The sequence below is a fragment of the Actinomadura logoneensis genome (assembly GCF_003428695.1).
GTDB classification, from domain to species: domain Bacteria; phylum Actinomycetota; class Actinomycetes; order Streptosporangiales; family Streptosporangiaceae; genus Spirillospora; species Spirillospora logoneensis.
In genome coordinates this window covers 26,117-45,772 of the sequence record NZ_QURH01000199.1, presented here as the reverse complement: position 1 = coordinate 45,772, position 19,656 = coordinate 26,117, and the positions used below count along the sequence as shown (strand labels likewise).

Genomic DNA, 19,656 nt, shown 5'->3' with positions numbered 1-19,656 from the left:
GCTGAGTACGGCCGCACACGACCGGTGAGTACGGGTACTCACGCGGGCGGCGGCGGGCTGCTCCAGAGTTGCGGACGGGGTGATGCACATGAGAAACGACCAACGACTTGCAGGAACGTCCTCCGCCGCGGCCTTCGTGACGACGGGTGCGGAGTCCTCCGCCGCGGCCTTCGCCGACGGGTTGGAGCTGCGCCCGGCGGCGGAGAAGGACCGGGAGTGGATCGGCCGCCTCCGGCACGAGGTGTACGCGCGGGAGCTCGGCCAGCACTCCCCCAACGCCGCCGGGGTGCTCACCGACGAGCTCGACGGACGGAACGTCTACATCGCGGCCTTCCGCCACGGCGAGCCGGCCGGGTTCGTCAGCGTGACACCGCCGTGGGCCGGCCGGTACTCGATCGACAAGTACGTCCGCCGGGCCGAGCATCCGGCGTTGTCCGCGGACGGGCTGTTCGAGATCCGCATCCTCGCCGTCGCGCCGGACCTGCGCGGAGAGATGATCGGCAAACTGCTGATGTACGCGGCGCTCCGCTGGGTCATGGCGCACGCGGGCAGGAGCATCGTGGCCATGGGACGGGTCGAGCTGCTGCCGATGTACCTCTCGCTCGGCCTCACGTCCACCGGCACGGCCGTGCGTTCGGGCGCCGTCGAGTTCCAGCTGCTGACCGGGGACGTGGCGGAGCTCGTCCGGCGGACTCTGCGGGAGTACGGCCCGCTGCTGCAGGACATGCGACCGCTGGTGGAATGGGGCCTGGACGTCCCCTTCCTTCCCGAGGACGAGTCCTGCGCCCACGGCGGCGCCTCCATCGAGGCACTGGGACGGAGGTTCGACACTCTGGACGCGCACCGCGACGTGGTGCCCGCCGACGTGCTCGACGCCTGGTTCCCGCCCAGCCCCACCGCCGTCGCGGCCCTGACGGACGGGCTGGAGTGGATCTCCCGGACCTCTCCGCCGGTGCGCGCCGAAGGGCTCATCGAAGAGATCGCGCTCCGCCGGGGCCTGCCCGAGGAGGCCGTCGCGGTCGGCGCCGGATCGTCCGACCTGATCTTCCGCGCGTTCCGCGGCTGGCTGGACGCCTCCAGCCGGGTCCTGCTGATCGACCCGTGCTACGGCGAGTACGCCCACGTCGTCGAACGGGTGGTCGGCTGCCGCGTCGACCGGTTCCCGGTGTACCGCCGCGACGGATGGCGGATCGATCCGGGACGCCTCGCCGACGCCCTGCGGAACCGCTACGACCTGGTCGTCATCGTCAATCCCAACAACCCGACCGGAGTGCACCTCGACGCCGCCGACCTGCGCGCGGTGCTGGCGGGCGCACCCGCCGGAACCCGCTTCTGGATCGACGAGACCTACATGGGCTACATCGGTGCGGAGCAGTCGCTGGAGTCGTACGCGGTGACGACCGACAACGTCGTCATCTGCACGTCCCTGTCCAAGATGTACGCGCTGTCGGGCCTGCGCGCGGCCTACCTCACCGCGCCGCCGCCGATCGCGGCGGAGATGCGGCGATGGACTCCGCCCTGGGCGGTGAGCCTGCCCGCACAGATCGCCGCGGTCAGCGCGCTGCGCGATCCGGCGTACTACGCCGAACGGTGGGCGCAGACGGCGGTGCTGCGCGCGGAGCTGGCCGCCATGCTCGCCGCGACCAACGCCGCTGCGGACGTCAGCGAGCACGTGGACGTCAGCATGCACGTGGACGTCAGCGAGTCGGTGGCGAACTTCGTCCTGCTCACGCTCCCGCACGGCGGGATCGGCGCGGCGCGGCTGGTGGAGCGCTGCCGACGGCAGGGCGTGTTCCTGCGCGACCTGTCCCCGCTGTCCCCCGCGTTCGAGGGCAGGACGGTGCGGATCGCGGTCCGCGACGCGGCGTCCAACGCCCGTGTGGCGGCCACCGTCGCCGAGGCGCTGCGCGTCCCGCTGGGCGTGGCGTGACCGAGGTCGCCGACCTGGTTCCTCATCTCGCCGGCGCGCTGATCGTCGGCGGTGTCGCGGTCGCGTTCTCCAGACGGCGGGAGTACGTCCTTCGGTGGTGCGCCTGGGCCGCCGGGGTACCCGTCGTGGTCGCCGCCCTGGCTGCGGGCGCGGGAGGCGCGGCCGTCCTCGCCGCCGCGGCCGGGGTCGTGTGCGCTCTGGAGTACGGCGCGCTGGTCCGGCTTCCCCGGCTGGACCGCGCGGTGCTCACCGTGGCCGTGCCGGTGGCGCCGGTGACGGCATGGCTGGCGCCTGATCAGGTTCCCCGGCTGTTCGCCCTCGCCGTCCTGGTCATCGCGCTGGTGCCGGTGCTGACCGGCGATGCCACCGATGGACTGCGGCGCTTGTGCTTCGGAGTGCTCGGGCTGGTCTGGTTCGTCCCGCTGATCGGGGTGGTGCTGCTCGGCCCGGTGGTTCTGGCGTTGTTCGCCGCGGTCTCGATCGCCGACATCGCCGCGTCGCTCGGTGGGCGGCGGCTGGGCGGACCGGCCTTGTCCCCGCTCTCCCCCGGCAAGCACTGGAGCGGCCTGCTGGTCGGCACCGTCGCGGGGCTTGCCGTCCTGGCCGTCCTGGGGGCGTTCACACCTCCCTTGGTAGTGGCGGTCGCGGTCGGTGCTCCGCTGGGAGATCTCCTGGAGTCGATGGTCAAGCGGGGTGTGGAGACGAAGGACTCGGCGTCCTGGCTGGCGGGTGCAGGCGGCCTGCTCGACCGCCTGGACTCCCTCCTCCTCGCCCTCTCGCTGGCACTCGTCCTCAGCTGAACGGCGGCCCCGCGACGGACGATGGCGTCCGCAGGAATGCAAGGGCCGTTTCCGTGAACGCGTCCGGTTCGGCGGCATGGATCAGGTGTCCGGCCGGGATGGTCTCGCTGCGGCAGCCGGGGATGCGCCGGGCCAGTTCGGCGGTCCGGTCCGCGGGGATGTGGCTCCGCGGACCGCCGCCGATGACGAGGGACCGCGCGGTGATCCCGCCGAGCCGGTCCAGCCAGGCCGGGTCCGGATCGTCGATCTGCCTTCTGACGGCCAGGACCATGTCCCAGTCGAAAGCCAGTTCCCCGTCCGGCCTGGTGGGGACGATCCGCTCCCGTGGCAGCGGCAACGGAGCGTCCTCCAGGATCAGCCGAGCCACCCGCTCCGGCTGCTCCGACGCGAGCAGGTACGCGACGACGCCGCCCATGGAGTGCCCGATGAGGTCCACGCGGTCGAGCGCCAGGGCGTCCAGGAAACCGAGAACGTCGTCCCGCATGAGTTCCAGCGAGTACTCTCCGGGCCAGTCACTCCGCCCGTGGCCGCGCAGGTCGAGTGCGTACACCCGCCAGTGACGCGCGAATGCGGGCATCACCCGCTCCCAGTCGGCCGCGCCCTCCCCCACCGCGTGCAGCAGGACGAGCGGCGGAGCATCAGGGGAACCAGCGACCCGGTAAGCCAGTCGGACGCCTCCGACCTCGACAGCGCAATGATCAACCATGCTCAGAAGATAGTCGCGGACCTCCGCCGGCCATAGCGGACGCCCCGATGCCGGGCGGGCCGCCAGCGCCGATGGGCATCGGCCGGACGTGTCGGTGACGGGTGCTTTGATGCCGTGCATGGATCCGTCGACCACGCTCACCGCACTGCACGAGTTCTGCACCGAACGGCTCGGGCCGGAACTCGCCCACCACTTCATGAAAATGGCACGGCCGGGCTTCGACCTCGTCGTCGCCGCGCCGGAAGAGGCGGCGGGAGACAGCCGGTTCGGCGGGATGGCGATGCTCGAACCCGGGACCCCGTGGCCGACATGCGACGGTTTCCCCCTCAGCCTCCTGGCGGTGCTCGACACCGACGCCCTGCCACGTGAATGGCTCGGGGACCTGATCCCGGCCGGTACGGGACTCCTCAACTTCTTCTTTCTGGACACCGGCTCCGAGCAGTGCCACGAAGCCGCCTTCGAGGTCGCCGGGAAGCGCCCCGCCTTCTGCACCGCACCGGAGCTGGCGGCGGTGATCGCGGCGCGCTCCTCCCATGCCGTCCCAGCCGCGCCACCGGCCAGAGCAAGCGTCTTCGCGCCGGTGCCCTGGGCCGCGTCACCGGGTTTCGCGTTCCCCAACCAGAGCTTCGACCTGGTGCTGCCCGACGACCTCGGTCCCGAAGCGATGGAGATGAGGGACACGATCATGCGCGGGTTGTATCTCGAGCACGACTTCCCCGACTGGGAGCAGAGGCCGGGGGCGCTCACCGCCGCCGACATCGCCTTCGCGTGGCCCGTCCTGTCGAACTCACCGCCTCTGCCGGACGGAAAGGAACTCCACCAGTTCCAACACCTGCTCCAGATCTCGGGGCCGTACGAGTGGGGTCTTGGCGCCGACGGTGGCGACATGCACTGGACGATCCCCACCGAAGCGCTGCGGACCGGCGACTTCAGCCGCGCCATTCCCACCCCGGACTATGCCTGAGCACACTTACGCGTCACGGGGGCGGAGGGTGCCGGGGCCGGCCGGCGGGATTCTCGCTCGAAGAGGCGCACGAGAAGGCTCATTCGCACTGACCTTGCCGTCGAAATGAGCGGCCTTCAGAGGGCCGGGTCTGGGCGGGAGCGGGATCCAGCCTCGCAGGCGCGGCGTGCCTGCGCCCAGACGCTCTCGAACTCGGCCTTGTCGGAGGGTTGCGGATCCTCGTGGTCCCCGTGGGTGAAGGACCACTCGTCGACCATGCCGTAGGTCTCGTAGTACTGGTCGCCGATGTTGTCGCGGAGGGCGTCTTCCCACTCGTCCATCGAACATGCGGTGTTCGCCTCGCGGTCCGGGCCTTCCAACTCGACTTGGCGCCGCACGAATCTTTCGTCATCGAGTTCGAAGTAGCGCCAGAGCTCGTCGTTCATCCAGTAGTCGCGCATCCATCGCATGTGGCCAGGATCCCATTGCTCCTTTCAGGCCCTATGGTCGCCGGGCGCGTAGGGCTCCAGCATGCGCGAGACGACCGGTGCCGGGGCTTGGAAGTGTGTGGGTGAGTGAGGAGATTTCCTGGGCGGTTCCCGCGGCCGCGGACCGTTCGATGGCGGCAAGGAGCCGGTGGTGGCGCAGGGCGGTCTCGAAACTGGGGTGTGGCTGCCGGTCTTCGGCGATGGCCCGGGCGACCTCCTGGTAGAGGGCCGCGATGTTGGCCGGAGGGCCGGACCGGACGCCGGCGGGGACAGTGCGATAGGCGTCGGGCAGCGCGAGTAGGTCGTCTCCGATCCTGATGTCCCAGTCGCCCCAGTGGATGAAACTCTCGCGCTGGGCCGGGGTGGCGGTGAGTGTTGCATCGCTGCCGACGAGCTTGAGCGTGAACGCGCCCTGGATGGGCCCGTTGCCACCGTGAATGGCGACGGAGGCGGTGGCGCCGCTGGTCAGCAGCCCGTGCAGCAGCACGTGGCTGGGCGTGGCGTTGGGCACGGTCTGCTCCGTCCCGGAGACCAGCACGCGGTCGTGCGTGCGAGGCAGCCGTGCCGAGACCTCGGCCAGCGGCCCCGCGACCCGTTCGAGTGCGGCCAGGAAGTGGCCGGCCATGATGGTCAGGATGTTGGTTCCCTCCGCGGGGTCGAGGCCGAACACCAGGTTCGGCCAGATCTGACTGCCGCCCCAGGGTGCGCCCTCGGCGACCAGTGCGACCGATTCGAGCGTGCCGATCCGGCCTTCGGCCACGAGGTCGGCGGCGAAGCGGGCGCTCGGCGAGTGGTGCCCCTGGAGGACGACCGCATGGATGACGCCCGCGGCGGTGGCGGCCTCGGTCAGCTCGCTCGCTTCGTCGGCGTCGACACCCAACGGCCACTCGGACACGACGTGCTTGCCGGCCTTGAGCGCATCCCTGATCACGGCGGCATGCCCGGAAGCCTTCACCGAGACGACGACCAGGTCGACCTCGGGGTGCGCCGCGAGCTCGCCCGCGTCGGCGAAGGCGTGCGGCACGCCATGGGCGGCGGCCGCCCGGTCCGCGCTGGCCTGGTTGGTGGTCGCGACCGCGGTCACCTCGAACTCCTCGAGCGCGGCCAGTGCGGGTAGGTGCGAGCCGTCCGCCCAACCGCTGGCCCCCACGACTCCGACTCGGATCATGCGTCACTCCCTAGTTATGTACCGTCCGGTATGAAACTAGAACAGTGCGACGCCCTCGCGCAACAGGTAACGTACCGAAAGGTATAGAACTCGGAGAGGAGGGAGGACGGCATGCCCGGCGGACGCCCACGCTCGTTCGACGCAGACGCCGCACTCGACCGCGCGCTGGAGGTGTTCTGGCGGCACGGCTACGAAGGCACCTCGCTGACCGACCTGACCACCGCGATGGGCATCAACAAGCCCAGCCTCTATGCCGCCTTCGGCAACAAGGAAGAACTGTTCGCCAAGGTCCTGGCCCGTTACCTCGGCGGCCCCGGCGCCTACACCGCCGACGCGCTGGACGCTCCCACCGGCCGCGAGGTCGTCGAGCGGCTGATCCGCGGGGCGGTGGAACTCACCGCGGGCGAGCACACGCCCCACGGCTGCCTGTGCGTCAACAGCGTGCACGCCCGCGGCCCGGAGGCGCACAGCGTGCGCCAGGACGCCATCGCGGTGCGCAAAGCCGGTGAGGCGGCGCTGCGCAGACGGCTGGAGCAGGCCGCCGACCTGCCCTCCCACTACGAACCGGCCGCCCTGGCCGCCCTCGTCCACACGATCTCCGACGGCATCGCCGTCCAGGCGGCGGCCGGCCGCAGCCACGACGAGCTACAGCAGATCGGCGACCTGGCGCTGCGCGCCCTGTGGGACTGAGCGAATCGTGTTCGCCGCCGGCCGGCCGCCTCTACAGGAGCTCGGTCAGCAACTGACCATGGTCCGCGGCTGAGCACGGCGTCGGCCGCCGCGACCGCCGGGCCGCCCCGCCCCCTCGTACTGGCGGCGGCCGGCTTCTTTGGCGGCTCAGCGGGAGGCGGCGCGGCGGAACTGGTACTTCGACCACAGGTAGCCGACGACGGTCAGAGCGATGCACCAGCCGACGGCCTGGACGGCGCTGCTTCCGATGGCGGTGCCGAGGAGCAGCCCGCGAAGGGTCTCAGGCAGGAGGGTGAACGGCTGGTGCTCGGCGAACCAGCGCAGCCCGGTGACCGCGATGGCCGGCTTCCTCGTCTGGTGGGTCGGTTGGTGATCGGTCATGCGCCCCACACTGGAGGGAGGCGCTGACAGCGCGCTGAAATCGGGCTGATGGCCGCCGTCAGAGGGAGCGGAGACGGTCGAGGGCCGCCGCGCGCGGCATCCGGGCGCCCCGGTCGAACGCCCCGGCATAGGCCGTCGCGCCGAGCCGTTCGGTGAGGTCGCCGATCAGTTCGCGCAGGTCGGGATGGCCCCGGTCGAACGTTCCGCAGACGACCTGGCTCATCCTCAGAGCGGTCGCCGCTTCCGCCGCGTTCCCTTCTCGCGCGAGCAGCCGGGCGAGGAGCTCGGCGCCGGGCGCGGCCATGTGGCTGAGCCAACCTCCGGTCGCCACCACCCAGGGCAGCAGCTCCCGCGCTGCTGCGGTGTCGCCGGTGTCGATCCTGATGGCCGTCCGGACAGGGGCGATATGGATGGCGGCGGTCTGCTCGGCGGCGGGCATCCCCTGGACGACCGACTCCAGCTCCCTGAGCGTCCGCTCGGCGCGGTCCGGCTCGCCGTGGCGGCGGTGCAGGTCGGCGAGCCCGGCCCGGAGTTCGGGGTTCTCACCGAGCAGTTCGATCATCGTGAGGGCGGTCAGTGCCCCGACGGGCTCGTGGGATGCGGCCCGGCGATGACCACCGCGTCCGCCGGCCCGTCGCCGACCGTGACCGCGTGCAGCGGCTCGCCAAGCAGCGAGGCGCCGACGCGACGCAGCCGCAACGCGGCAGGGGCTCACCAGGGAATCGGCCCGTCCTCGGCCAGAAAGGCGCCCGTCGGGCCGTCCTCGCCCACGGTCGCCAGGTGGACCGCGACGGACGCGCCCTCCTCCGCCGTGCGCATCCCGGTGTGGCGGTTGAGGTCGGTCGCGCAGTATCCGGGACTCACCGCGTTGACCAGGATTCCTTCGGCGCGCAGTTCGTTGGCGTAGAGCACGGTGATCGCGTTCAGCGCGCTCTTCGAGGTGCAGTAAGGGAGGAGAACCGAGGAGTAGGCGGACCACGGGCTGCCCGGGTCGGCCAGATGTGCGAGGGAGCCGAGCTCGCTGGACATGTTGACGATGCGTGCGGCGGCGGAGCGCCGCAGCAGGGGCAGCATCGCGTGCGTCACCGCGATGACGCCGAACACGTTGGTCTCGTAGACCTCCCGGACGGTGGCGGCGGGGGTTTCACTCGGCTGCTGAGGACCAGCGGCGATCGCGGCGTTGTTGACGAGGATGTCGAGGCGCCCGAACGCGGCGTCGATGTGCTTGGCGGCGGCCTGGACCGAGATCTCGTCGGTGACGTCCAGCGGCACGACCCGTACGTCGGCGCCGTCCGCGCGGAGCTCCTCGGCCGCCGCCTCGCCGCGCCCGGCGTCGCGGGCGCCGATCAGCACGGTGATGCCGAGGGCCGCGAGCCCGCGTGCCGTCTCCTTGCCGATGCCCTTGTTCGCGCCGGTGACCAGAGCTGTCTTCTGTGAGGTCGTCATGGCGCCCAGCCTCCCGTCCCCCACGTGCGCCAGGGAAAGACAGGAAAAGTCTGGATCTATAGTCCAGAGATATGACTGAGCTGGAGGCGCGGGAGCTGAGGTACTTCATCGCAGTCGCCGAGGAACTGAACTTCAGCCGCGCCGCGCAGCGCCTGGGGATGGCGCAGCCCCCGCTGTCGAAGACCATCGCTCAGATGGAGTCCCGGCTCGGTGTGCGCCTGCTGGAACGCACCACCCGGCAGGTCAGGCTGACGCCCGCCGGTCACGTGCTGCTCGACCAGGCGCGAATCGCGGTCGACGCGGTGCACGCGGCCGCCCGGCGCACGCGCCGGGCCGGTCAGCCGACACCGCAGCTCGTCGTGGCGGTCAAGCCGGGAGGGGATGCCGGGCTGCTGCGGGAGATCCTCGCCGCCTACAGGGAGAAGGATCCGCATCTGCCGCCGCCGGAGGTCGTCTTCGGCGGCAGCGGAGAGCCGATCGCCATGCTGCGGGACGGCCGTGCCGATGTAGCGCTGCTTCGCAGCCCGTTCGACGGCCAAGGGCTGGATTCCGAGACGCTCCTGGTCGAGCCGCGACTGGCCGTCCTGCCCGCCGCGCACCGCCTGGCAGGACGTCGGCGACTACGGCTTTCCGACCTCAGGGGCGAACCGATCCCCCGTTGGAAGGGGGCAGCCCCCTCCACCATCGCCTACTGCACAGGATGCGACGGAGCGACGGCAGGCGACGGCCAGAAGTCGGCCGACGCTCCCGAGGGACCGCTCGTGGCCAGTGTCGAGCAACTTCTGGAGGTGGTCGCGCTGGGCCAAGGGGTGGCGTTCCTATCACTCTCCACCACCAAGCGGCACCAGCGCCCGGACATCGCATACCGGCCGGTCACCGACCTCAGCCCCAGCGCGGTCATGGTCGCCTGGCCGGAGACCTCGCGGTCCCCGGCCGTCGCCGCCTTCGTCCAGGCCGCCCACGACGTCGCCGCCCACCACCCCGACCAACTGACCGCGATGGCCCACTGACCGGGAGCACTCACGGCCCCCGTCCATGACGTGACTGCTCGTGACGCGGGTTCCGGAAGCCCTGGTCGTCTCGGTGTCCTGTCGGGTTCCCGCCGCGCGATCACCGCGTCGTTGTCGGAGACGTCGCCCGCAGTAATTCCTTTTGTGGAATCACAGCGCGCTGCCAGTATGAGACCCATGCGCCACCCTCTTGACACGTTGGACTGGCCGATTCCCACCGAGCGGCTGCTGTTGCGCCGGGCCACCCCCGACGACCTGGACGCGACCTGGGCCTTCTGGAAGCTGCCGGCGACTCACGAATGGCTCACGGTCGCCACAGAGAACTACGACGACTACCGTGAGCGTTTCCTCCGCGAGGAACGGCTCGTGGACCTGCTCATCATCGAACTGGATGGTCGGGTGATCGGCGACCTGGCACTGATGATCCAGGACGCTTGGGCCCAGCATGAGGTCGCTGAGCAGGCGAAAGGGGTCCAAGCAGAGCTCGGGTGGACGCTCGACCCCGCATACGGCGGTAAGGGCTACGCCACCGAAGCGGTACGCGCCCTCATCGACATCGCCTTCAAGCGTCTTGGTCTGCGCCGTCTGCACGCGGAGTGCTTCTACGACAACAAAGCCTCGTGGCGGCTGATGGAGCGGGTCGGGATGCGCCGCGAACAGCACACGGTGCGAGACTCCCTCCACCGCACCAAGGGATGGCTCGACGGTCTTTCCTACGCACTTCTGGCCGAGGAATGGCCCACTCACGAGTGATTGCGGCGGAGACGCTCGGGAGCCCTCCCCGGGACGACGATCAGGCCGTCGCTCATCCACGCCACCACTCTGCCGTCGCCGCTGCGGCTGCCCTGAGGACGCGCGTCGTCGGGAAGCCGGAGCGCGCGCGGTAGGGGCCGGACGGCGCCGGCGTCCCGGTTTATACCCGTTCACCTTCGGAGCAGCGGTTCCTGCCGGTTCTTCCGGTCGAAGTCCTGCCTCCGACGTCGGTGGTTTCGGTGGCTCGGGAGGGTCACCCGCCGCCACCGAAACCGACCACCAACGCCTGTCGCTTCCCGTGCTTAAAGGGCCACCGTGAGGTCCAGCTCGATGAGCTGGTCGGCGAACCCCAGCTGCGCGACTCCCAGCAGGGTGCTCGCGGTGGTGAACGCCTCCGCCAAGGGCGATTCGGCCAACCTGGCCCAGGCTCGGCCCAGCACCTTCTGCTCGTCGGCCGCCACGTAGATCACCGACCGGATGACGTCCTCCGGCCCGGCACCCACGGCCCGCAGGGCCGTCATCGAGTTGGCCACCACCTGGTCGATCTGCGCGTTGATGTCCCCGGCGCCCACCACGTCGCCGTTCGGGTCGATCGGGCACTGCCCTGCCAGATGCGCCGTACGCCCGGCCTCAACGATGGTGATGTGGTGGTAGCCGGGAGTCTTGTGGAGCCCATCAGGATTGATTCGAGTGATCTTCTCTGCCATGGGGGGAGTCTGGCAGGCCCCTCCCAGGAGGGGGCAACTCATTTTTCGGCCCGGTGACCTGCCGAATTCGGTCAGGCCGCCACGGCATGATCGAGCCCCGATCGCGGTGCGGGCCGTCCTGTCGAGGTGACCTCGAGGAATCCGGCAGCCGATGTTCTCGGTTGCGCAGCTGTGATGCGGGAGGCGCACACCCGGTAGCCGGAGGACCGGGTGGTCAACGGTTCCAGAGGGCGCCGACTCGGGCGCGGGCCCTCCTCTGCGACTCAACGGCCACATTGTGGATAGTTGATATCGACAATAGGCTAGTGTTGATCACATGAAACTCTCCCAAGGCGTTGAGTGGGGACTGCACTGCGTCGTGCTGCTGGCGCGCATGCCGGCAGAGACCGTCGTGCGCCGCACCGACCTCGCCGACTATCACGGTCTGGCGGAGCCCACCCTGGCCAAGCACCTGCACTCCCTGACCCGGGCCGGACTGCTGCACGCCGTGCCGGGCCCCAAAGGCGGCTACCGCCTCGGCCGGCCGGCGGCCGACATCAGCGTCCTCGACGTCGTCGAGGCGATCGATGGGACGTCCCGGATGTTCGTGTGCACGGAGATCCGCCAGCGCGGCACCGGTGCTCTCTCCCCTGAGCAGTGCGGCGGTCCCTGCCTGATCAACGCCGCGATGGGCGACGCCGAACGCGCCTGGCGGGACTCGCTGCGCACGGTCACCATCGCCGGTCTCGCCGCCCGCATCCCCGCCCCGGTCACCGCTGGGGAAACGGCATGAGAGCGCACTCCGTGCTGCCGACAGGAGCGGCCCGCAAGCCGGTTCTGCTGCTGTCGCTGGGCACCTTCGCGCTGGGCACCGACGCGTTCGTCATCAGCGGCGTCCTGCCCGTGCTCGGACGCAGCCTCGGCGTCGGCGTCGGCGAGGCCGGCCAGCTGATCACGATCTTCTCGGGCGTCTACGCGCTGGCGGCCCCCGTGCTCGCGGTGCTGACCGGCAACTGGAACCGGCGTACCGCGCTGTTCGTGGCCATGGCGGTCTTCGTCGCGGCCAACCTGCTCGCCGCCGTGGCCACCAACTATCCGATCATGGTGGTCGCCCGGGTCCTCGCCGCGCTGGCCGCGGCGTTGTTCACCCCCGCCGCCTCAGCGGCCGCCGCGTCCCTTTCCGCCCCCGCCGAACGCGGACGCGCCCTGGCGACCGTTCTGGGTGGCCTGACGGTCGCCAACGCTCTCGGGGTGCCGTTGGGAACCCTGATCGGCCAGACGGCGGGCTGGCGTGGCACGTTCGTGTTCGTCGCGGCCCTGGGCGTGATCGCGTTGGCGGGGTTGAGCATGACGCTCCACTCCATGCCCTCCCCCGGTGTCGCCTCGTTCGCGCAGCGCATGGCCGTGGCCCGGATGCCCGGCGTGCCGTCCACTCTTGTCGCCACCGCGCTGGCGATGGTCGGCGTGTTCGTCCTCTACTCCTATCTGGCCTGGTTCGCCGACCAGGCGGCGGGTGTCACCGGCAGTGAGCTGACGGTGCTGTACCTGGTCGCCGGAATCACCGCGGTGCTGTCGAACCTCGCCGCGGGATGGATGATCGACCACATGCCACCCACCCGGGTCGCGGCCGTCGGCATGGCCGGACTGCTGTTCTTCACGCTGGTGCTCGCGGCGCTCGGGTTCACCGGGACCAACACGGTGGTGCTCTGCCTGGCGCTCGGGCTCTGGTCGCTGATCGGCTGGCTGTTCAACCCGGCCCAGCAGCAGCGGCTGCTCGGTGCGAGCGGCCCCACCGGTCCCATCGCGCTGTCGCTGAACTCCTCGGCGATCTACGCGGGTCAGGCGGTGGCCGGAGGCGTGGGCGCCTTCGCCGTGGCGGGGGGCGCGGGCGTCCTGGCCGTGGTGGCGGCGGTCGCGGTCGCCCTGGCACTGCTGTCGCTGTACGTCTCGACCCGCCGCTTCGCCTCCGTCCCAGAACCGGTGGAAACTCTGGCCGCCCGCTCATAGTGAGCGGATGACCCCCACGAATCAGGAGCCTCGGGCGCCACCTGCCGGAACGAGCCGCTGATCCAACCAGATCCGGTTCCCACCTCCGCCCTTCCTTCTCAACCCCAAGGTGGCCCTCAGAGCCGCCGCGCAGGCCTCCCGCAAGACCCTCGGCCGCCCGACCGCGCTCCCTGCGGACCGGGCTGCCGAGGTCGTCACCGCCTACTCCGGCGGCACCGCCGTGACCGTCCACGCCGGGCATGCGGATGTCCATCAGCACCACATGGGCCGCGGCGCCCGCCTGCACGTTGATGGTCACCGTCGCGTGCGCCACGCTGTCGCGAAGGTCACGCGTGATGCGCAGACGGTCCTCGGCCACGCCGCGGCGGGTTTCCTCCTCCCGCCTGCGCTCGGCGGTGCGAACACGTTCCTCCAGCTCATGAAGGTAGGCGCGCCGATTTCGCAACGCGTCGCCGAGGACGGCGCACAGCGCGACTCCCCCCACCAGCGCCGAGCGGTGATCGGCCCGCAGACTCAGCGCCAGCAACGCCAGCCATCCGGCGGCGAGCATCGGCCCGTACGGATGGCCCCGTCCGATGTAAGAGCCGAGGGCGGCCGTCACCACGCCGAACGCGACGCGCGGTCGGCGGCGCGACCAGACCATCGCCGTACCCGCGGCCACGGTCAGGTATGGCAACCGCGCGCCTCATTCTGCGGATGCCATAGGGCACTCGCGCCGAGCACCTCCGCCCTGGGGCGTAGTGGTGAGGTACGTAGCCGGACGTACACCGCCGCGCTCGGCTGACAGTTCTTCTGGCCGCGATGGCGCTGTTGGCCCAGGGCTTGCCTGATCACGTGCGGTTGGTCGTCCCTCCTCACGGGGATTCCTGGCGTACGCCCCGAGGAGGAGCAGGGCCGATCAATTCGGGGACGCCCCAGGGACACCCCTGATGTCGATCGCGGGCCACCCTGCGACGCTCTTGGGGCATGAGACTCAAAGGCATCGGACTCACCACCGCCGCCATCGCGTTCACCGTCATCACCACCACCGCCACGGCGGACGCCGCAGCCCGTGAGGACACCCTGCAGACGGCGCTCGACAACGTGGTCGCGACCGGCGAGGCCGGCGCGATCGCCGAGGTCAGACAGGACGGCACGACCTGGCGCGGCGCCAGTGGCCGCGCCCGGCTGGACCGCCCGGCCCCGCCCCCGCTGAACGGCCGGTTTCGCGCGGGCAGCGTGACCAAGCCGTTCACCGCGACCGTTGTGCTCCAACTCGTCGCCGAGGGCCGGATCGGCCTGGACGACTCCGTCGAACACTGGCTGCCCGGCCTGGTCAAAGGAGGCGCCGGCGACATCACCGTCCGGGAACTGCTGAACCACACGAGCGGCCTGCCCGACCCGGTCGGGGCACTGGTCGGCGACGACGGCCTGCCGCGTGACCGCTGGCGAACGTGGACGCTGACGGAACTGGCGCGGCTGTCGAACGCGCTGCCACGTGACCCGAACCCACCGGGCACGCACTACAGCTACTCCAACAACGACTACATCCTGCTCGGCATGATCATCGAGAAGGCGACCGGCCGGTCCTTCCGCACCGAGATCACGCGCCGGATCATCGTCCCGCTCGGGCTGCGCGGCACCAGCCTGCCCGGCGCGAATCCGTGGCTGCCCGCTCCCCACGCCGACGGTTACGTGACCGTCCGGCGCGACGGCCGCGACGTCACGTACGACATGACCGTCCTCAACCCCACCATGGCGGGTTCCGCCGGGGAGATCGTCTCGACCACCGACGACCTGAACCGCTTCTTCGCCGCGCTCCTCGGCGGCCACCTGGTGCGTCCGGACCTGCTCCGCCAGATGACGGCCGGCGACAACGGCTTCGGCATCGAATCGACCACGCTGAGCTGCGGCGTCCGGATCCACGGCCACGGAGGCGGCATCCCCGGCTATCTCACGATCGCCTTCACCTCCACCGATACCCGCCGCCAAGTCGCGCTCTCGATCAACCGCTATCGCGCACCCGACCCGTCCCCCGCCGCCATGGCGTTCCTCAACACGGCCTTCTGCCCCCCTGGCCCCCGCCCCTGAAGGTGACGTTGCAGTGCAGCGGCGGCTCGGCCAGCGGCCCCCAGCACGGGCCTTCGCCCCGGAAAGGGGGGGCTAGCTACACCATCGACCGGCCTACTGCCCAGGTGGTGCGGCAGGTGTCGGACAACGAGGCTGAATGCGAACGGATCCACCAAGCAAAAAGGGAACCCTCTGTGTTCAGCTTCAAGCCGCCGCGCCGCCGTACCGCCCGCACCGCCGCCGTCGGCGCTCTCGCCGTCGCGGCCTGCACCACCGTCATGACCGGCAGCGCCGGAGCCATCGTCAACGGGGCGGACCACACCATCGCGCCCGCCTACCCGGGCCAGATCAACAAGAGCACGAGGACCGACAGCGCTCCGTCGACCGCGGCCAAGGGAGCGAAGGACCAGCAGGCCGCCGCGCTCCGCGCGCTGGACCGCGCCGCCCACCACCTGCGGTCGACGGAACCGGGCGGCAGCACCTCCGACCTGCGGGCCCTGGACGCCATGATCGGCGACACCAAGGTGGTCGGGTTGGGCGAGGCGACCCACGGCTCGCACGAGTTCTTCGCCATGAAGCAGCGCGTCTTCGGCCACCTCGTCGAGGAGAAGGGCTTCACCACCTTCGCCCTGGAACTGAGCTGGACGGCCGGTCTGCGGATCGACGAGTACGTCCAGGGCGGACCGGGCGACGCTCGGCAGGTGGCCAAGGAGACCCTGGCCGGATCGCCCTGGGAGCGCGAGGAGTTCGTCAGCCTCATCAGCTGGATGCGGCAGTACAACGACCGCCACCCCGACCGCAAGCTCCACCTCATGGGGAACGACATCGGGGCGCCCAAGCTCGGCGACGCCATCTTCGACCGGGTGCTCTCGTACGTCCGCGCGAATCGTCCCCAGGACGTGGCGCGCCTCGAAGAGCTGTACGCAGGCCTGCGGCCCCTGGACGACGTCTTCGCGTACCTGCGCAAGCCCGTTGCCGAACGCCGCCTGAACGCCACCGCCGCCCGGCAGGCGTTCGACCTGATCACCGCGAACAAGGGGGGTGGCGGCGACGCCTACGGATGGGCCGAGCAGAACGCCCGGAACATCGCCCAGACCTTCGCGTTCACCGCGCTCGACCTCTCCGACCCTGCGTCGGTCGCCGCAGCGGAGCACCTGCGTGACCGGGCCATGGCCGACAACACCGCCTGGTGGCACCGCCGCACCGGCGACAAGATGCTGCTCTCGGCGCACAACGGCCACGTGGGCTACCTGTCCACCGACCCGGTGATGTACCCGACGACCCAGGGCGTCTTCCTGCGCAAGGCCCTCGGCCGGGACTACGCCGCCATCGGTTTCACCTTCGACCGCGGCTCCTTCCTTACCGCGACCACCCTCGGCAGCCCCTGGAGCAAGGTCACGGTCCCCGCCGCCACCCCCGACATGCAGGAGTACACCCTGGACCGGGTGCGCTACCGCGACTACTACCTCGACCTGCGCACCCTGCCCGCCGCGGGCCGCACCTGGCTGAACACCCCCCGCCCCACCTACGACGCCGGCTCGTCCTTCAAGAAGGACCCGCTGCCCACGCTCGCCATCACCCAGGCATACGACATCCTGATCCACCTCAACCAGGTCCACGCGGCCACCAGCCTCTGAGGCACCAGGCAATAACCTCGCACTTCCCGTCTCCGCTGGGTCGATCTGCCCGAGCTGCTGCTGGAGGTGCACGCATGGTCCAGGTTCCTGGCCGCCTACGTGCACCTGTCCGACATCTCCACCGGCCGCGCCCTCCAGGATCGCCGGCCGCCGGTCGCCTCCCCGATCAGGGCGCCTCGGGAAAGACGGGCCGCAGTGCGGAGCCGCGGGCGACGAACGCGACAGCGATGATGGGCAGCATGCAGACGACCTGCATCACGGCGTACCAGGGCGGGCAGACGCCCGGGATCAGGTCGACACCGATGATCGCGATGGGCATGATGACGGAGAGCGCGCGCATGCGCTCAAAGGAGCGCCCAGATCCCCGGGAGGCGGAGACGGTCACCCGTTGGATCAGCACGGCGACGACGGGCAGCAGGATCGCCCGGACCCACATGAAGGTGTTCACCATGTGGCCGGTGCTCGCCACCACGATGACCCCCAGGAGAGCGGCAGTGCTGAGCGCACTGTAGACCTTGACGCCGGTCTTCGCCGCCTTGAAGGCCCCCTCGGCGCCGGGGCCGTTGAGGAGTGCTGTGGTGGACGGCTGTGTGTTGGTTTCCATGTTCAGTGACGCTAGGAAGTGCTGGGCCGAGGCGGTATCTGGCTGGACCCACGGATGGGTGGGGCTAGGCCCACTCCTGGCTGACCAGAGCGGCAGCGGGCTTCGCCACGGTGCACAGTGGGATCACGAAAGACAGGCGAACGGTGGGCGGGAAGTCATGCGGCAGTTCGGGGACTGGGCGGGGCGTGTGGGTGTGGGGTTCGTGCGGTCGTGCGTTGTGGCGGTCGTCGCCATGCTGGCCCCGGCTGTGTGGGCGGTGGGGGTGGCGTGGGCGCTCTGGTGGGGACCGGGAAACCCGTGGTCGTGGCTAGGGCCGTTCGTGCTGGTGTGCGTGGGCACACTCGCGCTGTCCCGGCGGGTCTGCGTGATGGTCCGTTCCCTGGTGGCGGGGTGGACGGGCACCTTGATCCCCGCCGGGTATCGGGAGGCCGGGCCTGTGGTGCGGATGTCCACCGGGTACTGGTGGAACGGTTTCGGCTATGAGCGCACCCGCCGCGACGCGGTCATGGACCAGAAGTGGCGGATCCGCTGGAAGGACCCCGCCACCTGGCGCGACCTGCGGTTCACCGGCATCGTGCCGTTCAGCGCGGGCCTGGTCGCGTGCCTCCCGCCGGCCGCGATGGCCGCAGGGGTCCTCGGGCTCGGCCAGTCAGGGCTCGCCGCGCGTCTGGCCGGGGTGCTCGCCCTGGTCGTGGCCGTCGCGGCCGCCCCGTACGCCTGGCGGCCCATCGAGCCCGTGGCCGTCCGCTTCCTGCGGCCCTCGCCCGCGATGGCGCTGGCGGACCGGGTGGACGAGCTGACGGCCCAGCGTGCGGACATGACGGTCACGCAGGCCGCCGAACTCCGCCGGATCGAGCGGGACCTGCACGACGGAGCGCAGGCCCGCCTGGTCTCGCTCGGGCTGTCCCTGGCGACCGCCGAGAGACTGATGGAGGCCGATCCTGAGCAGACCAGGGCGCTGCTGCGGCGAGCACGGGGCGACGCCGCCACCTCGATCACCCAACTTCGCGAGCTGATCCAGGGAATCAGCCCGCCGGTGCTCACCGAGCGGGGACTCATCGACGCCGTCCGCCTCCTCGCCATGGACGGCCCGCTCGACGTGACCGTCAACGCCGACACCCGGCTGCGCCTGGATCCGCCGATCGAGTCCGCTGCCTACTTCGCCGTCGCGGAACTGCTGACCAATGCGGCCAAACACGCCCGGGCGTCCCGCGCGCGCATCTCCCTCACGGCGGAAGACGCCGCCGTCGTCATCGAGGTCGAGGACGACGGCCGGGGCGGCGCCGTCCCCCGGGCCGGAGGCGGACTGGAGGGTCTGCAACGCCGCCTCGCGGTCTTCGACGGCACGCTGGAGATCACCAGCCCGCCCGGCGGCCCGACTCGTGTGACGATGGCGCTGCCATGCGAGTAGTTGTCGCCGAAGACCTCTATCTCCTGCGTGACGGGCTGGTTCGCCTGATCGAGGCGTGCGGGCACCAGGTGGTGGCGACGGCGACCACCGGCCCCCAGACGCTCGAGGCGCTGCGAGAGTGGCGACCGGACGTGTCCGTCATCGACGTCCGCATGCCGCCGACCCAGTCCGACGAGGGCCTGCGAGCGGCCCTCGCCGCCCGCCGCGAGATGCCCGGGCTGCCGATCCTCATCCTCTCCCAGCACGTCCAGCAGTTGTACGCCCGTGAACTACTGGCCGACGGCTCCGGCGGCGTGGGCTACCTGCTCAAGGAGAGTGTGTTCGACGCCGACCAGTTCATCAGCGCCCTGGAACGCGTCGCGGCCGGCGGAACCGCCATGGACCCGGTCGTCATCGCCAAACTGCTCAACAGCGGCCCCCCGGACCGGAAACTCCAGCAGCTCACCGAACGCGAGCACTCCGTGCTGAGCCTCATGGCCGAGGGCCTGTCCAACCAGGCCATCGGCCGCCGGCTCTTCCTCAGCGAGAGCGCGGTCGGCAAGTACACCACGTCCATGTTCGGCAAGCTCGGCATCACCGACGACAACGACAGCAATCGCCGCGTCCTCGCCGTCCTCACCTACCTGAACGAACACTGATCCAGCCTGGCCGCACCCGTCAACTCCGCCCGATTCGCTGACCGCTGTTCGAGCGGCTGTTCAGGACCAGAACGGTGGCGCGACTACCAGCGGGCGGGGTCACGAGGCTCACTACGCCCCACCCGGATCCCGAAACTCCACAGTCGCGCTATAACCGTCATATACCAAGGATCGGGAGTCTATCTTCGGCAATCCCATCCAACCGAAGGCGTCTGTCGTTCGACAGCAGAACCACCGCGCGACGGGTAACGCTGACGTGCGCCGCCGACTGCGGTACCGCGCTCACCGGGGCAGGGCAATCAGCCTTGG

General features: G+C 70.5%; 22 protein-coding genes. 13 read left to right on the top strand and 9 right to left on the bottom strand.

All coding sequences use genetic code 11. The features are described 5' to 3' along the window. Positions 1-136 precede the first annotated feature (136 nt). Positions 137-1,930 (top strand): histidinol-phosphate aminotransferase family protein, encoded by a 1,794-nt coding sequence (locus DZF91_RS10780; protein ID WP_199486542.1) that lies wholly within the window; start codon positions 137-139, stop codon positions 1,928-1,930. After that, on the top strand, positions 1,927-2,730 hold the full coding sequence (locus DZF91_RS10775) for a phosphatidate cytidylyltransferase (RefSeq protein WP_117357328.1): 804 nt from the start codon (positions 1,927-1,929) through the stop codon (positions 2,728-2,730). Before DZF91_RS10780 ends, DZF91_RS10775 begins: the two co-directional genes overlap by 4 nt. Here DZF91_RS10775 and DZF91_RS10770 read toward each other — a convergent pair. Further along, entirely contained in the window at positions 2,723-3,436 is a 714-nt protein-coding gene (locus DZF91_RS10770) for an alpha/beta fold hydrolase (RefSeq protein WP_117357327.1), read from the bottom strand. The two genes, DZF91_RS10775 and DZF91_RS10770, sit on opposite strands and share 8 nt — an antisense overlap. A gap of 118 nt (positions 3,437-3,554) precedes the next feature. Here DZF91_RS10770 and DZF91_RS10765 point away from each other — a divergent pair, with 118 nt between their 5' ends. Then, complete coding sequence (locus DZF91_RS10765) at positions 3,555-4,400, top strand: DUF1963 domain-containing protein (RefSeq protein ID WP_117357352.1); 846 nt, start codon at positions 3,555-3,557, stop codon at positions 4,398-4,400. A 116-nt stretch (positions 4,401-4,516) separates the two neighbouring features. Here the strand turns inward: DZF91_RS10765 and DZF91_RS10760 are convergent, their stop codons facing one another. Both DZF91_RS10760 and DZF91_RS10755 read right to left on the bottom strand, forming a co-directional pair. Next, positions 4,517-4,840, bottom strand: a complete 324-nt coding sequence (locus DZF91_RS10760) for a hypothetical protein (protein WP_147341100.1) — start codon at positions 4,838-4,840, stop codon at positions 4,517-4,519. Between the two features lie 40 nt (positions 4,841-4,880). Further along, complete coding sequence (locus tag DZF91_RS10755) at positions 4,881-6,035, bottom strand: Gfo/Idh/MocA family protein (RefSeq protein ID WP_117357325.1); 1,155 nt, start codon at positions 6,033-6,035, stop codon at positions 4,881-4,883. A gap of 111 nt (positions 6,036-6,146) precedes the next feature. Between DZF91_RS10755 and DZF91_RS10750 the strand changes: the two genes are divergently transcribed. Further along, entirely contained in the window at positions 6,147-6,725 is a 579-nt protein-coding gene (locus DZF91_RS10750; protein ID WP_117357324.1) for a TetR/AcrR family transcriptional regulator, read from the top strand. Positions 6,726-6,872: 147 nt separating this feature from the next. Here DZF91_RS10750 and DZF91_RS10745 read toward each other — a convergent pair whose 3' ends face one another. The 4 genes from DZF91_RS10745 to DZF91_RS10735 are packed head-to-tail and all read right to left on the bottom strand — an operon-like array spanning position 6,873 to position 8,552. Further along, positions 6,873-7,106 (bottom strand): ABC transporter permease, encoded by a 234-nt coding sequence (locus tag DZF91_RS10745; protein WP_199486541.1) that lies wholly within the window; start codon positions 7,104-7,106, stop codon positions 6,873-6,875. 58 nt (positions 7,107-7,164) lie between these two features. Then, entirely contained in the window at positions 7,165-7,668 is a 504-nt protein-coding gene (locus DZF91_RS10740) for a hypothetical protein (protein ID WP_117357323.1), read from the bottom strand. An 11-nt stretch (positions 7,669-7,679) separates the two neighbouring features. Continuing rightward, the gene (locus DZF91_RS42635; protein WP_268915930.1) at positions 7,680-7,805 is read right to left on the bottom strand and encodes a hypothetical protein; all 126 of its coding nucleotides are present in this window, start codon (positions 7,803-7,805) and stop codon (positions 7,680-7,682) included. A 12-nt stretch (positions 7,806-7,817) separates the two neighbouring features. Next, positions 7,818-8,552: an SDR family oxidoreductase gene (locus DZF91_RS10735; RefSeq protein WP_199486540.1), complete on the bottom strand. Its 735-nt coding sequence runs from the start codon at positions 8,550-8,552 to the stop codon at positions 7,818-7,820. A 71-nt stretch (positions 8,553-8,623) separates the two neighbouring features. Here DZF91_RS10735 and DZF91_RS10730 point away from each other — a divergent pair, with 71 nt between their 5' ends. Together DZF91_RS10730 and DZF91_RS10725 are read left to right on the top strand one after the other, a co-directional pair. Next, a complete protein-coding gene (locus tag DZF91_RS10730) occupies positions 8,624-9,562 on the top strand; it encodes a LysR family transcriptional regulator (protein WP_117357322.1) in 939 nt (312 codons plus the stop codon). A gap of 177 nt (positions 9,563-9,739) precedes the next feature. Continuing rightward, positions 9,740-10,315 carry a GNAT family N-acetyltransferase gene (locus DZF91_RS10725; protein ID WP_117357321.1) on the top strand — a complete coding sequence of 192 codons (576 nt, stop codon included), beginning with the start codon at positions 9,740-9,742 and terminating at the stop codon, positions 10,313-10,315. A 302-nt stretch (positions 10,316-10,617) separates the two neighbouring features. Here DZF91_RS10725 and DZF91_RS10720 read toward each other — a convergent pair whose 3' ends face one another. After that, a complete protein-coding gene (locus tag DZF91_RS10720; protein WP_117357320.1) occupies positions 10,618-11,022 on the bottom strand; it encodes a RidA family protein in 405 nt (134 codons plus the stop codon). Positions 11,023-11,338: 316 nt separating this feature from the next. Here DZF91_RS10720 and DZF91_RS10715 point away from each other — a divergent pair, with 316 nt between their 5' ends. From DZF91_RS10715 to DZF91_RS10695, 5 genes are all read left to right on the top strand, one after another. Next, the gene (locus DZF91_RS10715) at positions 11,339-11,794 is read left to right on the top strand and encodes an RrF2 family transcriptional regulator (protein ID WP_117357319.1); all 456 of its coding nucleotides are present in this window, start codon (positions 11,339-11,341) and stop codon (positions 11,792-11,794) included. Beyond that, a complete protein-coding gene (locus tag DZF91_RS10710; RefSeq protein WP_117357318.1) occupies positions 11,791-13,008 on the top strand; it encodes an MFS transporter in 1,218 nt (405 codons plus the stop codon). Before DZF91_RS10715 ends, DZF91_RS10710 begins: the two co-directional genes overlap by 4 nt. 109 nt (positions 13,009-13,117) lie before the next feature. Continuing rightward, positions 13,118-13,792 (top strand): hypothetical protein, encoded by a 675-nt coding sequence (locus DZF91_RS10705; RefSeq protein WP_117357317.1) that lies wholly within the window; start codon positions 13,118-13,120, stop codon positions 13,790-13,792. 182 nt (positions 13,793-13,974) lie between these two features. Continuing rightward, entirely contained in the window at positions 13,975-15,078 is a 1,104-nt protein-coding gene (locus tag DZF91_RS10700) for a serine hydrolase domain-containing protein (protein ID WP_117357316.1), read from the top strand. A 173-nt stretch (positions 15,079-15,251) separates the two neighbouring features. Beyond that, positions 15,252-16,694 (top strand): erythromycin esterase family protein, encoded by a 1,443-nt coding sequence (locus DZF91_RS10695; RefSeq protein WP_199486539.1) that lies wholly within the window; start codon positions 15,252-15,254, stop codon positions 16,692-16,694. A gap of 166 nt (positions 16,695-16,860) precedes the next feature. Here the strand turns inward: DZF91_RS10695 and DZF91_RS10690 are convergent, their stop codons facing one another. Next, positions 16,861-17,298: a hypothetical protein gene (locus tag DZF91_RS10690; protein WP_117357315.1), complete on the bottom strand. Its 438-nt coding sequence runs from the start codon at positions 17,296-17,298 to the stop codon at positions 16,861-16,863. Positions 17,299-17,455: 157 nt separating this feature from the next. On the opposite strand from DZF91_RS10690, the gene DZF91_RS10685 reads away from it, so the two are divergent. Both DZF91_RS10685 and DZF91_RS10680 read left to right on the top strand, forming a co-directional pair. Continuing rightward, on the top strand, positions 17,456-18,709 hold the full coding sequence (locus DZF91_RS10685; protein WP_117357314.1) for a sensor histidine kinase: 1,254 nt from the start codon (positions 17,456-17,458) through the stop codon (positions 18,707-18,709). Further along, entirely contained in the window at positions 18,700-19,347 is a 648-nt protein-coding gene (locus tag DZF91_RS10680) for a response regulator transcription factor (RefSeq protein WP_117357313.1), read from the top strand. Before DZF91_RS10685 ends, DZF91_RS10680 begins: the two co-directional genes overlap by 10 nt. The last annotated feature ends 309 nt before the right edge of the window (positions 19,348-19,656 follow it).

What these genes read in the sequence shown, in the direction of transcription:
- DZF91_RS10770 (WP_117357327.1), bottom strand. Translation starts at nt 3,436, where the DNA reads ATGGTTGATCATTGCGCTGTCGAGGTCGGAGGCGTCCGACTGGCTTAC.
- DZF91_RS10765 (WP_117357352.1), top strand. Translation starts at nt 3,555, where the DNA reads ATGGATCCGTCGACCACGCTCACCGCACTGCACGAGTTCTGCACCGAA.
- DZF91_RS10760 (WP_147341100.1), bottom strand. Translation starts at nt 4,840, where the DNA reads ATGCGCGACTACTGGATGAACGACGAGCTCTGGCGCTACTTCGAACTC.
- DZF91_RS10755 (WP_117357325.1), bottom strand. Translation starts at nt 6,035, where the DNA reads ATGATCCGAGTCGGAGTCGTGGGGGCCAGCGGTTGGGCGGACGGCTCG.
- DZF91_RS10750 (WP_117357324.1), top strand. Translation starts at nt 6,147, where the DNA reads ATGCCCGGCGGACGCCCACGCTCGTTCGACGCAGACGCCGCACTCGAC.
- DZF91_RS10745 (WP_199486541.1), bottom strand. Translation starts at nt 7,106, where the DNA reads ATGACCGATCACCAACCGACCCACCAGACGAGGAAGCCGGCCATCGCG.
- DZF91_RS10740 (WP_117357323.1), bottom strand. Translation starts at nt 7,668, where the DNA reads ATGATCGAACTGCTCGGTGAGAACCCCGAACTCCGGGCCGGGCTCGCC.
- DZF91_RS10735 (WP_199486540.1), bottom strand. Translation starts at nt 8,552, where the DNA reads ATGACGACCTCACAGAAGACAGCTCTGGTCACCGGCGCGAACAAGGGC.
- DZF91_RS10730 (WP_117357322.1), top strand. Translation starts at nt 8,624, where the DNA reads ATGACTGAGCTGGAGGCGCGGGAGCTGAGGTACTTCATCGCAGTCGCC.
- DZF91_RS10725 (WP_117357321.1), top strand. Translation starts at nt 9,740, where the DNA reads ATGCGCCACCCTCTTGACACGTTGGACTGGCCGATTCCCACCGAGCGG.
- DZF91_RS10720 (WP_117357320.1), bottom strand. Translation starts at nt 11,022, where the DNA reads ATGGCAGAGAAGATCACTCGAATCAATCCTGATGGGCTCCACAAGACT.
- DZF91_RS10715 (WP_117357319.1), top strand. Translation starts at nt 11,339, where the DNA reads ATGAAACTCTCCCAAGGCGTTGAGTGGGGACTGCACTGCGTCGTGCTG.
- DZF91_RS10710 (WP_117357318.1), top strand. Translation starts at nt 11,791, where the DNA reads ATGAGAGCGCACTCCGTGCTGCCGACAGGAGCGGCCCGCAAGCCGGTT.
- DZF91_RS10700 (WP_117357316.1), top strand. Translation starts at nt 13,975, where the DNA reads ATGAGACTCAAAGGCATCGGACTCACCACCGCCGCCATCGCGTTCACC.
- DZF91_RS10690 (WP_117357315.1), bottom strand. Translation starts at nt 17,298, where the DNA reads ATGGAAACCAACACACAGCCGTCCACCACAGCACTCCTCAACGGCCCC.
- DZF91_RS10685 (WP_117357314.1), top strand. Translation starts at nt 17,456, where the DNA reads ATGCGGCAGTTCGGGGACTGGGCGGGGCGTGTGGGTGTGGGGTTCGTG.
- DZF91_RS10680 (WP_117357313.1), top strand. Translation starts at nt 18,700, where the DNA reads ATGCGAGTAGTTGTCGCCGAAGACCTCTATCTCCTGCGTGACGGGCTG.